This window comes from Psychromarinibacter sp. S121 (assembly GCF_049801035.1).
Taxonomy (GTDB): domain Bacteria; phylum Pseudomonadota; class Alphaproteobacteria; order Rhodobacterales; family Rhodobacteraceae; genus Psychromarinibacter.
This window is the reverse complement of sequence record NZ_JBNAGE010000001.1, coordinates 666667-678081: the sequence shown is the minus strand read 5'-3', so window position 1 is coordinate 678081 and position 11415 is coordinate 666667. Positions and strand designations below refer to the sequence as shown.

The 11415-nt window shown below is 67.3% G+C and carries 10 protein-coding genes and 1 tRNA gene; 9 read left to right on the top strand and 2 right to left on the bottom strand.

Features of this window, described 5'->3' with window-relative positions; genetic code table 11:
* Nucleotides 1–137: 137 nt before the first annotated feature.
* Together ACP156_RS03340 and ACP156_RS03335 are read right to left on the bottom strand one after the other, a co-directional pair.
* Nucleotides 138–929 (bottom strand): SseB family protein, encoded by a 792-nt coding sequence (locus ACP156_RS03340; RefSeq protein ID WP_425049870.1) that lies wholly within the window; start codon nucleotides 927–929, stop codon nucleotides 138–140.
* The gene (locus ACP156_RS03335) at nucleotides 922–1521 is read right to left on the bottom strand and encodes a uracil-DNA glycosylase family protein (RefSeq protein WP_425049869.1); all 600 of its coding nucleotides are present in this window, start codon (nucleotides 1519–1521) and stop codon (nucleotides 922–924) included. The genes ACP156_RS03340 and ACP156_RS03335 overlap by 8 nt, the downstream gene beginning before the upstream one ends.
* Nucleotides 1522–1614: 93 nt before the next feature.
* On the opposite strand from ACP156_RS03335, the gene ACP156_RS03330 reads away from it, so the two are divergent.
* The 9 genes from ACP156_RS03330 (at nucleotide 1615) to ACP156_RS03290 (ending at nucleotide 11329) form a co-directional block, all read left to right on the top strand.
* The gene (locus ACP156_RS03330) at nucleotides 1615–3021 is read left to right on the top strand and encodes an FAD-dependent oxidoreductase (protein WP_425049868.1); all 1407 of its coding nucleotides are present in this window, start codon (nucleotides 1615–1617) and stop codon (nucleotides 3019–3021) included.
* Nucleotides 3022–3074: 53 nt separating this feature from the next.
* Nucleotides 3075–3419, top strand: coding sequence for an ArsR/SmtB family transcription factor (locus tag ACP156_RS03325; RefSeq protein ID WP_425049867.1), 345 nt, complete (start codon nucleotides 3075–3077; stop codon nucleotides 3417–3419).
* Complete coding sequence (locus tag ACP156_RS03320) at nucleotides 3412–4446, top strand: permease (RefSeq protein WP_425049866.1); 1035 nt, start codon at nucleotides 3412–3414, stop codon at nucleotides 4444–4446. The genes ACP156_RS03325 and ACP156_RS03320 overlap by 8 nt, the downstream gene beginning before the upstream one ends.
* Nucleotides 4447–4523: 77 nt before the next feature.
* Nucleotides 4524–5819, top strand: coding sequence for a Na+/H+ antiporter NhaA (locus tag ACP156_RS03315; RefSeq protein ID WP_425049865.1), 1296 nt, complete (start codon nucleotides 4524–4526; stop codon nucleotides 5817–5819).
* 204 nt (nucleotides 5820–6023) lie between these two features.
* Entirely contained in the window at nucleotides 6024–6683 is a 660-nt protein-coding gene (locus tag ACP156_RS03310; protein WP_425049864.1) for an ABC transporter ATP-binding protein, read from the top strand.
* The gene (locus tag ACP156_RS03305) at nucleotides 6661–8352 is read left to right on the top strand and encodes a capsule biosynthesis protein (RefSeq protein ID WP_425049863.1); all 1692 of its coding nucleotides are present in this window, start codon (nucleotides 6661–6663) and stop codon (nucleotides 8350–8352) included. The genes ACP156_RS03310 and ACP156_RS03305 overlap by 23 nt, the downstream gene beginning before the upstream one ends.
* A 124-nt stretch (nucleotides 8353–8476) precedes the next feature.
* Nucleotides 8477–9313: a 3-deoxy-8-phosphooctulonate synthase gene (gene kdsA, locus ACP156_RS03300; protein WP_425049862.1), complete on the top strand. Its 837-nt coding sequence runs from the start codon at nucleotides 8477–8479 to the stop codon at nucleotides 9311–9313.
* A 541-nt stretch (nucleotides 9314–9854) separates the two neighbouring features.
* The gene (locus tag ACP156_RS03295) at nucleotides 9855–11186 is read left to right on the top strand and encodes a mechanosensitive ion channel domain-containing protein (protein ID WP_425049861.1); all 1332 of its coding nucleotides are present in this window, start codon (nucleotides 9855–9857) and stop codon (nucleotides 11184–11186) included.
* Nucleotides 11187–11254: 68 nt separating this feature from the next.
* Nucleotides 11255–11329 (top strand) — tRNA-Gln (locus ACP156_RS03290).
* The last annotated feature ends 86 nt before the right edge of the window (nucleotides 11330–11415 follow it).

Below are 11415 nucleotides of genomic sequence, written 5' to 3'. Positions count from 1 at the left end.
TTGCACGTGGGCGGGGGGGGCCCGCCCCCCGCCCCACCACCGGGGCGCCTTGTACGGGGGGGGATGGGGGCTCTGCCCCCGTCGCTGCGCGACTCCCCCGAGGTATTTGAAAAGAGAAGAAGCAGCCCTTGCGGGTGTCAGCGAAGCTTGGGCGGCTTCGCCGGGTCCATGCCGGGGGCGGAGGGCATCAGGGTCTGCACCTCTTCCGGTTCCGGCAGGTCGATGCGCAGCCCGTGGCGCGCGAGCGTGGCCGAGACCGGGTCGGAGGCGGCGAAGAAGCCTACGTCGAGCGCGCCGGCTTCGAGACCCGAGAAGGTGAGCGCCTCGCCCACCGCCTGCGCCAGCGCGCCTTCCGCACCCTCGGCGGCATCGACGAAAGCCAGCAGATGCCCCCGCGCGCCGCCGCGATAGGTGACCGAGGCCAGGTAGGCCATCGGAGCAAGACCGGCGGCGCTGGCGAGCTTCTGGTCGAGCGCCTGCAGCAGCAGGTCCGGCACGCCCTCGGGGCGGGCGATGTCCTCGGGGTGTTCGGCCACCTCGGCGGGCCGCTGGCCCAGCGTCTCGGCCAGCCAGTCGACGGCGGCGTCGGGGATCAGGATCGAGGACGGCGCGACCTCGAGGTTCAGGCCCAGCCCGATGCCCTGCCCTGCCAGCATCCCGGCCAGCGCGCGGCCCGACAGCGCCGCGTAGGGCGCGGTGCGGCCGACGAAATCGGCGAGGCGCTGTTCGCTGTCGAAGGCAAGCACGAAGCGGCCGCCCTGCACCTCGAAGAGTTCCGGCTCGACGTTGTCGCCGTCGGCGTCCTTCGCCAGCAGCAGCACCAGTTCGGCGTCCGCCAGCCGTTCGTAGAACCGCAGCCGCGCGGCATCGTCGCCGGGCGCGGCTTCCATCGCGGCGTGGGCGCGGTCGATCGGCGTTTGCTCAGTCATCCAGTACCTCCGACACCCGGGCCTGCAACGCGGGCAGCAGGTCTGCCGCGAACCACGGGTTCTTCTTCAGCCACCCCGTATTCCGCCACGACGGGTGCGGCAAGGGGAAGACCCCCGGCGCATGGTCGCGCCAGCCTGCGACGGTTTCGGTCACGCCGGCCTTCACCCCCATGTGCCATCGGTGCGCGTAGCCGCCCACCAGCAGCACCAGCCGCACCTCGCCCAGCGCGGCCATCACGCGGGGGTGCCATGTCTGGGCGCAGATCTTCGGCGGCGGCAGGTCGCTGCCCTTCGCGTCGTAGCCGGGGAAACAGAAGGCCATCGGGATCACCGCGACGCGGGTGCGGTCGTAGAAGGTGTCGCGGCCGATCCCCATCCACTGCCGCAGCCGGTCGCCAGAGCGGTCGTCGAAGGGAATGCCCGACTCGTGCACCCGCAGGCCCGGCGCCTGCCCCGCCACCAGCACCCGCGCGCCGGGGCGGAACCACGCGACGGGGCGCGGGGCATGGCGCGTGGCGGTTGCGGCGAAGCGACCGGCGCATAACCGGCAGCCGGTGATCTCGCGTTGCAGGGTGTCCAGCGGGTGCGCCATGCGAACCACATAAGTGTCGCACCCGCCAAACGAAAGATTGCCCTTGTCCGGCCCCCGTGCTGCACTGCCGCGCGACAGAACCGGAGACCTTCCGTGCAAAGCTATGACCTCGCCATCACCGGCGCCGGGATCGCCGGGCTGAACGCGCTGTTCGTCGCCGCGCAGTATCTGCCGAAGGGCGCGAAGGTGGCGCTGATCGACCGGCGCGACCGGCCCGGCGGCATGTGGACCGAGGCCTATGACTATGTCCGCCTGCACCAGCCGCACGCGATCTTCACCGCCGGGGACCTGAAGTGGCAGCCGCCGCACCCGCCCTCGTATCTTGCCCGCGGCGACGAGGTGCAGGGGCATCTCGCTTCGTGCCTCGCGCGGCTTCGGGGTCATTTCGAGCTGACCGAGTATTTCGGGCGCACCGTGACCGCCTGCGAGGAAGCGGGCGACGGCGCGCGGCTGGTGCTGGACGGAGGCGAGGTGATCGGGGCCGCGCGGGCGATCCATGCCTCGGGCTTCGACGTGCATCCGGTGGCGCCGCTGTCGCTGTCGTCGGGGGCTGTCGTCTCGACCACGCCCGAGCGGCTGTCGGCAGAGGACGATCCGGCGCGGCCCGTCTATGTCGTCGGGGGCGGCAAGACCGGGATGGACACGATCCAGCGGCTTGCCGGTCAGGGCCGAGAGATCCGGCTGATCAACGGCAAGGGCACGCTGTTTCTGAACCGCACCATGCTGTTTCCCGAGGGTCCGGCACGCTGGCTGAAAGCGCCGTTGCAGATGACCGCGATCCGGGACTGCGCCATCCGCTATGACGGCACCAATGAGGACGAGGCCTTCGACTATTTCCGGCGCACCTACACGATCTCTGCCACCGGCGGCGGCGAGCAATTCCTTCTGGGCATCCTGTCCGAGGACGAGTGCGCCGCGATCCGGGACGCGATGACAGAGGTGCTGCCGGGCTACCTTGACGACGTGATCGACGGACCGGACGGGCCGGTGATGCGGATGCGGGACGGAACAGAGCATCCGGTCGCGTCCGGGTCGGTCTTCGTCAACTGCACCGGGCACCTGCTGAAAACCCCGGGCGAGGCCCGGCCCCTGCTGTCCGGCAATGGCGCGGTCCTGTCGATCACGCCGCGCGCCTCGGTCCACTTTCTGTCGAGCCTGTCGAGCTATTTCGCGAGCCACCTGTTCTTCCTTGGCACGCTGGCCGAGACGCCGCTTTGGGTCTTCGACGCGCCGGCGATGATGGCCAAGGGGCGCAAGGCCTTTTACCTCGCGCTGCTGAACCACGGGTTCCTGAACACCATGATCCTTGCCGACGCGCTGCCGCTGAAGGCGCTGAACCAGTGCGGGCTGGACCCGGACCGCTGGTTCCCCCTGCCCCGGCGGCTGGCGGCGGTGGCGCATGTGACCTGGCACAAAAAGCGCTACAAGGCGCGCTGCGCCAGGACGTTGACAACGGTGCGCGACCGGTTCGGCATCGCCTGCGCGCCGCACCGGGGGTAGCGCGACACTTTCGCGCTTGACTTCATTTCGACAATACTAGAAATGTCGAAATCATGAAAACACACCGCGATTCCACCCTCTCGCCCGTGACCGCCGCCTCGACCTTCGCGGCGCTCGGGTCCGAACAGCGCCTTGCCGTGCTGAACACGCTTGTCCGTGCCGGTCGGGACGGTCTGACCATCGGCGAGCTGGGCGAACGCACCGGCATCACCGGCTCGACCCTGACCCACCACCTGAAGATCCTCGCGCAGGCCGATCTGGTCACGCAGGAACGGAAGGGCCGCTCGATCATCTGCGCCGCGCCTCACTTCGAGGTGGTCGAGGCGCTGTCTCATTACCTGCTGTCCGAATGCTGCGCCGACGCGGCCCAGTGCCACAAGGAACCCGATCATGGCTGATCTCACGCAAAGGCCGCCGTCCTTTCCGGCGCTCTGGAAACGCATCGACAAGGCATGGCTGGTCATCGCCGCCATTCCCGTGCTGCTGGCGATCTTCGACCTGCCGCAGGTGGCGCCGACCCTGACCTTCGCCGGAAGCGCCATCGCCGAGACCGGCATCTTCATCATCGTGGCGATCACGCTGGTCGCCTACGTCAAGGCCGCCGGGGCCGAAACGCTGCTGGCGAAGGCGTTCGAGGGCAGCCCGGTGCGGATGATCGTGCTGGCCGCGGTGCTGGGCGGTCTGTCTCCGTTCTGCTCGTGCCAGGTCATTCCCTTCATCGCGGCGCTGCTTGCGGTGGGCGCGCCGCTGTCGGCGGTGATGGCCTTCTGGCTGTCCTCGCCGCTGATGGACCCCGCGATGTTCACCATCACTTGGGGCACGCTGGGGCTGGAATTCGCCATCGGCAAGACCGTCGCCGCCGTGGCGCTGGGCCTGATGGGCGGCTTCGTGACGATGGCGCTGGCGAAAAGCCCGGTCTTCACCGATCCGCTGCGCGAAAAGCCGCAGATCGGCGGCTGCTGCGGCGTGAAGAAGCCGTTCCAGGGCAAGCCGGTGTGGCAGTTCTGGTCCGAGGCCGACCGCCGCGACGCCTTCCGCCGGTCGTGGGTGGACAACGCCCTGTTCCTCTTCAAGTGGCTGCTGCTGGCCTACATAATCGAGGCGCTGATGCTGCATTACGTCCCCGCCGAGATGATCGCCAACCTGCTGGGCGGCGACGGGATCGGCACGGTGGTTCTGGCCGCGCTGGTCGGGATGCCCGCCTATCTCAACGGCTACGCCGCCGTGGGCCTGATCGACGGGCTGCTGGCGCAGGGCATGGCGCAGGGCGCGGCGATGTCCTTCGTGATCGCCGGTGGCGTCAGCTGCATCCCCGCCGCGGTCGCGGTCTGGGCGCTGGTGAAACCTCGGGTTTTCGCCGCCTATCTGGGCATCGCGCTTGTCGGCGCCCTGTTGGCGGGCCTTGCCTGGGGCGTCATCGCCTGAGCTGAGCCGATGTTATTGCTCTGGTAACAGAGCCTCGCTATCCCCGGAGTGCCGAACATCACTCCGGGGATTTTCCTTTGTACAGGGTCTGGGGCTTCATCGAAGACTACTCGATCCTGCTGATCGTGGGCTCGGTGCTGGCGCTTGTCTGGGCCAATGCCGACCCCGCCGGGTACCGGTTCTTCGTCGACTACCCGCTATGGCTGAACGACTGGATCGGCGCGGACATTCACCACTGGCTGCCCCATCACGCCGCGGAATACGGGCTGGACGAGACCGGCGCGGTCCGCGTGCTGACCATCCATTTTCTGGTGAATGACATCCTCATGGCTTTCTTCTTCGCCGTCGCCGCCAAGGAGGTGTGGGAGGCGATCGCGCTCGGCGACGGCTCGCTGCGCGGGCGCACCGCGGCGACGCCGCTGATCGCCACGCTGGGTGGTATGCTGGGGCCGATCGCGGTCTACCTCGGGCTGGCGTGGTGCCTTGGGCCGGACGGCTTCGACACCGTGTCGCGCGGCTGGGCGGTGCCCACGGCGACCGACATCGCGTTCTCTTACCTCGTGGGCCGGCTGGTGTTCGGGCCGGCGCACCCGGCGGTGAACTTCCTGCTGTTGCTGTCCATCGCGGACGACGCGGGCGGGCTGGTCATCCTTGCGATCTTCTACCCCTCCGGCGATCTTGCGCCGGAATGGCTGCTGTTCTCGCTGGCCGCCGCCGTGGCGGTCTACCTGCTGGCCAACGTCCTGCCCCGCCGGCTGGACCGCCACGATCAGGAGCGGCCGCATTCCACCTGGGTCCGCAAGCGGCTTGGCGTGCTGCCCTACGCCATGGCCGGGGCGATGTCGTGGTACGGCTTCCAACAGTTGGGCCTGCACCCGGCACTTGGGCTGCTGCCCATCGTGCCCACGATCCCTCATGCCGAGCGTGCCTTCGGCATCTTCCACGCGGCAGAGCGGTATCTGAGCGACCTGCTGAACCGCATCCAGAAGCTTCTGCGCCACCCGGTCGAGTTCATCCTGTTCCTGTTCGGCCTGCTGAACGCGGGCGTCGCCTTCCAGTCCATCGGCTCGCCCACCTGGCTGGTGCTGGCCGGGCTGCTGGTGGGCAAGCCGCTGGGGATCTTCGCCTTCGGCTGGATCGCCGCGAAGCCCATGGGGCTGGGGCTGCCCAGGGGGATGCGCACGGCGGATCTTGTCGTGGTGGGCTGCACCGCCGCCATCGGCTTTACCGTGTCGCTGTTCGTCGCAAGCGTCGCCTTTGGCGCAGGCGCGGTGCAGGACGCGGCGAAGATGGGCGCGCTGTTCAGCTTCTCTGCCGCCGCAATGGCGTGGCTTGCCGGAAGACTGTTTCGCGTCGAACGACAGAAGGCGTGACAATCCCCGCGATTCCCGCGAATTGTTCGCTTATCGTGGCTTATACACGCCATGTTGTTGCCCCAATTGGCTCCGCGACCTTGCAGCACGTTGAAATACAACCCGGCGACCAGACATAATTGAGCCTAAATAACGGCCTATAGCCCATCCTTAACGATGCGCGCGTTAAGCGGGACGAGGCAGAAAAGCGGAACCGGGGCACGAATGCTCGAATTCGAGAACGTCAGCAAATCCTTCTGGACCGGGAGCCAGCGCAAGGTCATCCTCGACCGCGCGTCGTTCCGGGTCGCGCTGGGTCAGTCGCTTGGCATCCTCGCCCCGAACGGCACCGGCAAGACCACCATCATCAACATGATGGCCGGGCTCGAAAAGCCGGACGAGGGCATCATCCGCCGGGAATGCCGCGTCTCTTTCCCGCTGGGCTTCATGGGCGGTGTCGTGTCGCGCCATACCGCACGCGAGAACACGCGCTACATCGCGCGGCTTTACGGGCTGGACCCCGACTATGTCGAAGCCTTCTGCCGCTGGATCTGCAACCTTGAAGAATATTTCGACATGCCCGTCGGCACCTACAGCCAGGGCATGCGGGCGCGCCTGAACTTCGCGTTGCTTCTGGCGCTGGATTTCGACATCTACCTGATCGACGAAGGCATGCCGTCCACCACGGACGTCGCCTTCAACAAGCGCGCGGGCCAGATCCTGCGCGAGCGTCTGAAGGACTCGACCATCGTGGTGGTCAGCCACAAGCCCCAGACGCTAGAGAAATTCTGCCGGTCCGCCGCGGTGCTGCGCGACGGCAAGCTGCACATGTTCGACACCTTGGAAGAAGCACAGGCCCTGTATGACTACCAAACCCAAGGCTAGAAAATACCGCATCCGCCGCAGCCCGGTCACGCCGGGCGGCCCGGGCGCCGACGCGCCGCAACAGCCGCCGCGCAGGGTATCGCCCGACGCCGGCGACCCGATGCTTTTCGCCGGCGACGACTCTGACGACGGCTTCGGCGAGGAACGCTATCCCACCGCCGCCCCGAAACCGATGCCGCGCACCGCCCCGGCGTCGGCCCCTGCCCCTTCAAAGGCCACCGGAGCCGAACCCGCGCTGACGGTCGAGGGCGAACTCGCCGCGATCCGGCGCGAAGGCTTGACGGGCCGCCAGCTTCGCATGGCCCGCCGGGTTGCGCAGAAACACGGCATGGCCCCAACCAGCGACTTCGACGCCGTGCGCCTGCTGCGCAAGGAAGGCATCGACCCGTTCCAGCGGTCGAACATGCTGGAACTGGTGACCGACCAGCCGCGCCGGGAACCGTCGCGCGACCTGATGGTCCCCAAGACCGAGGCGCGCCCGCAGCTGCCCTCGACCCAGGTCATTGCCGAGGATGAACGCGCCCGCGAAATCGTGCGGATGCAGCGCGACATCGTCCGCCGCCGCCGCCGCAAGCTGGCGCAGCTTGGCGCCCGGCTTGCGTTCTTCGTCCTGCTGCCGACGATCATCGCGGGCTACTACTATTACAAGATCGCCACCCCGATGTACGCGACCCATTCGGAGTTCGTGATCCAGCAGGCGCAGAACCCCGCCGCAGCCGCCTCGGGACTGGCGGGCATGTTCTCGGGGACCACCTTCGCCACCAGCCACGATTCCATCGTGGTGCAGGGCTATCTGCAGTCCATCGACGCGATGCTGCGGCTGGACGACGATCTGGGCTTCCGCGCGCATTTCAGCGACGACGACGTCGACCCGCTGCAGCGGCTGGAACTCGACGCCACCAAGGAAGAAGCCTACGGCGTCTACAAGAAGAACGTGAAGATCAGCTACGACCCGACCGAGGGCGTCATCAAGATGGACGTGGTCGCGGCCGACCCCGAGATGAGCCAGCTGTTCTCGGAACGCCTGATCCGCTACGCCGAGGAACAGGTCGACGCGCTGTCGCTGCGCCTGCGGTCGGACCAGATGGCGGGGGCAGAGCAAAGCTATGCCAACGCCGAAACCGCAATGCTGGCGGCGCAGCAGAAGGTTCTGGCGCTGCAGGAACAGCTGGGCGTCCTTGACCCGATGACCGAGTCGAACTCGCTGATGACCCAGATCACCGCGCTGGAAACGCAGCTGTCCGAAAAGCGGCTTCAGCTGTCGCAGCTGCAAGACAACGCGAACCCGAACCAGGCCCGCGTCGACGGCGCCCGCGGCGACATCCGGCGGCTTGAAACCTTGATCGCCGAACTGCGCTCGCAACTGACGGTGACCACGTCCAGCGGTCAGTCGCTGGCCCGGATCACCGGCGAGCTGCGGCTGGCCGAACGCGAGTTGCAGACCCGCGAACTGATGGTGACGCAGGCGCTGCAACAGCTGGAAACGGCCCGGATCGAGGCGAACCGCCAGACCCGCTACCTGTCGATGGCGGTGTCGCCCATCGCCCCGGACGAGGCCAGCTATCCGCGCAGCTTCGAGAACACGATCCTCGCCTTCCTGATCTTCAGCGGCGTCTACCTGATGATCTCGCTGACCGCGTCGATCCTGCGCGAACAGGTCTCGAGCTAGACGCCGCCCGCGCCGGCGGCTAGGTCTGTCCCGGCATCGCCTGCGGCGATCGGGGGGCTCTGCCCCCCGCCGCGCGTGCCGCGCGTCCCCCCGGGATATTTCCGGACAGAAGAAGGATCTGGACATGGCAGAACAACACGAGGTGAGCGTCCGCGACGTGACGGTCGGCAACGCGCGCCCGCTCACGCTGATCGCCGGTCCCTGCCAGCTGGAAAGCGCGGATCACGCCCAGATGATCGCGGGCCGCATGGCCGAGGCCTGCGCGAAGGCGGGCGCCGGCTATATCTTCAAGGCCAGCTTCGACAAGGCGAACCGAACCTCTGTTTCGGGGCGCCGCGGGCCCGGGCTGGACGAGGGGCTGAAACTGCTGCAGGGCGTGCGAGAGGCGATCGGCTGCCCGGTGCTGACCGACGTCCACCTGCCCGACCAGTGCGCCCCGGCGGCCGACGCGGTCGACGTGCTGCAGATCCCCGCCTTCCTTTGCCGCCAGACCGACCTGCTGATTGCCGCGGGCGAGACCGGCGCGGTGGTGAACGTAAAGAAAGGCCAGTTCCTTGCGCCGTGGGACATGCCGAACGTGGTGTCGAAACTCGAAAGCACCGGCAACCGCCACATCCTGCTGACCGAGCGTGGCACGTCCTTCGGCTACAACACGCTGGTCACCGACATGCGGTCGCTGCCCCAGATGGCGGCCACGGGTTATCCGGTGGTGATGGACGCCACCCACTCGGTCCAGCAACCGGGCGGCCTTGGCGGCGCGTCCGGCGGCCAGCGCGAGTTTGCCCCCGTCATGGCCCGCGCGGCGGTGTCGCTGGGGGTGGCGGCGGTGTTCATCGAGACCCACGAGGACCCCGACACCGCCCCCTCGGACGGTCCGAACATGATCCCGCTCGACCGCATGCCCGCGCTGATCGAGACGCTGATGCGCTTCGACGCACTGGCGAAGGCCGAACCACTTTAGGCGCGCTTTCTTGCGATTGACTGGCGCGCGATCAATGCACTTCCGCGGGATGGAAAAATTAACGCGCAAAACTGACCCGGGCTCCCCTATTGCGCGAAGGCTATCCGGAACTTAACCCTGAAGCTGAAACAAGACGGGGTGTTCCAAGTGCTTTCAAGACTGGTTGGATTAATTGTCGGCGCAACTATTGGTGCTTTCGCTGGCGCGGGAACCGGGATAGTAGGCAGTGTATTTGGCGCAATTGCCGGGGCAAGCGTCTTTACTCTGATCGGAGCCGCATGGGGCTTCAGTGCAGGTCCCGACGTTGCTCGGGCGTGGCGCAAGGTTAAATCGAAGTAAGCTCAGCGGCGGCCGGCCCAACGCCGCGCCAGCCAAGCCGCGGCCGCCGCCTCTTCTTTGGTCCTCAAATATCCCCGCCGGAGGCAGCCGCCGCAGGCGGCTTCTCCCCGCATGTCCGCGCGAAGACGATCAATTCCCGATTGCGCCCCCCTTTCCCGCGGCTAATCTGACCTGGAAGTTTCTTTTCAGACACCGGGTTTCCATGCGCCGCATTCTCTTCCTCGCCTGCCTTCTCCTGACCCTCGCCCCCCTGACCGCCACCGCGCAGGACACCCAGCCTTCCGGCACCATCGAGACCGAGAACAACGCCTCGACCGACGCGGCCATCGCGGTCCGCATCCGCGAGATCCTTGGCCAGTTGGACGGCTACGCGGATGTGACGGTACAGGTGAATTCGGGCATCGTCACCCTGCGCGGCCGCACGCTGGACGGCGAGGCGATCACCCGGCTTGACGGGTTGGTGTCGCGGGTGGCGGGCGTTGTCGCGATCGAGAACGAGGTGGTCGAGTCCACCGATCTCGTCGAACGGCTGAACCCGGCGGTCGACCGGTTCCGCAAGCGGATGGAACAGCTGGTGGCCTTCCTGCCTCTGCTGGTCGTCGCGGCGATGGTGTTTCTTGTCGTGGCCTTCATCGGCTTCCTGCTGGCGCGCGGCCGCTGGCCATGGGACCGGCTGGCGCCCAACGCCTTCATCGCCGACATATACCGCCAGATCGTGCGCCTTGCCTTCCTTGTCGGCGCCGTGGTGATCGCGCTGGACATCCTGAACGCCACCGCGCTTCTGGGCACCATCCTCGGCGCCGCCGGGATCATCGGTCTCGCCATCGGTTTCGCGGTACGCGACACAGTCGAGAATTTCATCGCCTCGGTGCTGCTGTCGATCCGCCAGCCGTTCCGCCCCAACGACGCCATCGAGATTAACGGCGACGAGGGCAAGGTGATCCGCCTGACCTCGCGCGCGACGATCCTGCTTAGCTGGGACGGCAACCACATCCGCATCCCCAACTCGACGGTGTTCAAAAGCCGCATCGTCAACTTCTCGCGCAACAAAGAGCGGCGCATCCTGTTCCAGCTGGGGCTGGACCCCGACTGCGACTATGCCGCGATGCGCAAGCTGGCCGAAGAGACGGTGCAGGCCCTGCCCTTCGTTCTGGACACGCCCGCCGCGTCGGTCTGGATCGAGGACCTGACCGACTCTGGCGTCGTTCTCACGATCACCGGCTGGATCGACCAGAACGAGACCTCGCTTCTGCTGTCCCGGGGCGAGGCGCTGAGGCAGGTGAAACTCGCCGTCGAGGCCGCCGGCGTCACCATCGCCGACACCACCTACCGCGTGCTACTGGATGGCCAGGGCGCGCCCGACGACACGCCCGAGGCCCGGCCCTCCGCACCGCCGCCGCCCGCGCCCGCCCCCGAAGCCAGCACCGAAAACGTCGCCGCCGAAAGCGAACACGAGCTTGAACGCATCGTCGAAGCCGAACGCGCCGAGACCGCCCACGCCGACCTTCTCGACCGCGACGCGCGCACAGAATGACGTGTCGAAAATTTACCCTTTCAGGGCTTGCGGAGCGTGTCACGAATCCGTAAGACACGCCTCGCTGCTGGGGTGTAGCCAAGTGGTAAGGCAGCGGTTTTTGGTACCGTGTACCGTAGGTTCGAATCCTACCACCCCAGCCAGCAAGTTCCTTCCGGAATCATACGAACCGCGCAGGCGCTCCCCGGTGGCGGGAAGCGGCGTTCGCTGGATGTGACAGCGCCGGCCC

What these genes read in the sequence shown, in the direction of transcription:
- ACP156_RS03340 (WP_425049870.1), bottom strand. Translation starts at nt 929, where the DNA reads ATGACTGAGCAAACGCCGATCGACCGCGCCCACGCCGCGATGGAAGCC.
- ACP156_RS03335 (WP_425049869.1), bottom strand. Translation starts at nt 1,521, where the DNA reads ATGGCGCACCCGCTGGACACCCTGCAACGCGAGATCACCGGCTGCCGG.
- ACP156_RS03325 (WP_425049867.1), top strand. Translation starts at nt 3,075, where the DNA reads ATGAAAACACACCGCGATTCCACCCTCTCGCCCGTGACCGCCGCCTCG.
- ACP156_RS03320 (WP_425049866.1), top strand. Translation starts at nt 3,412, where the DNA reads ATGGCTGATCTCACGCAAAGGCCGCCGTCCTTTCCGGCGCTCTGGAAA.
- ACP156_RS03310 (WP_425049864.1), top strand. Translation starts at nt 6,024, where the DNA reads ATGCTCGAATTCGAGAACGTCAGCAAATCCTTCTGGACCGGGAGCCAG.
- ACP156_RS03305 (WP_425049863.1), top strand. Translation starts at nt 6,661, where the DNA reads ATGACTACCAAACCCAAGGCTAGAAAATACCGCATCCGCCGCAGCCCG.
- kdsA (WP_425049862.1), top strand. Translation starts at nt 8,477, where the DNA reads ATGGCAGAACAACACGAGGTGAGCGTCCGCGACGTGACGGTCGGCAAC.
- ACP156_RS03295 (WP_425049861.1), top strand. Translation starts at nt 9,855, where the DNA reads ATGCGCCGCATTCTCTTCCTCGCCTGCCTTCTCCTGACCCTCGCCCCC.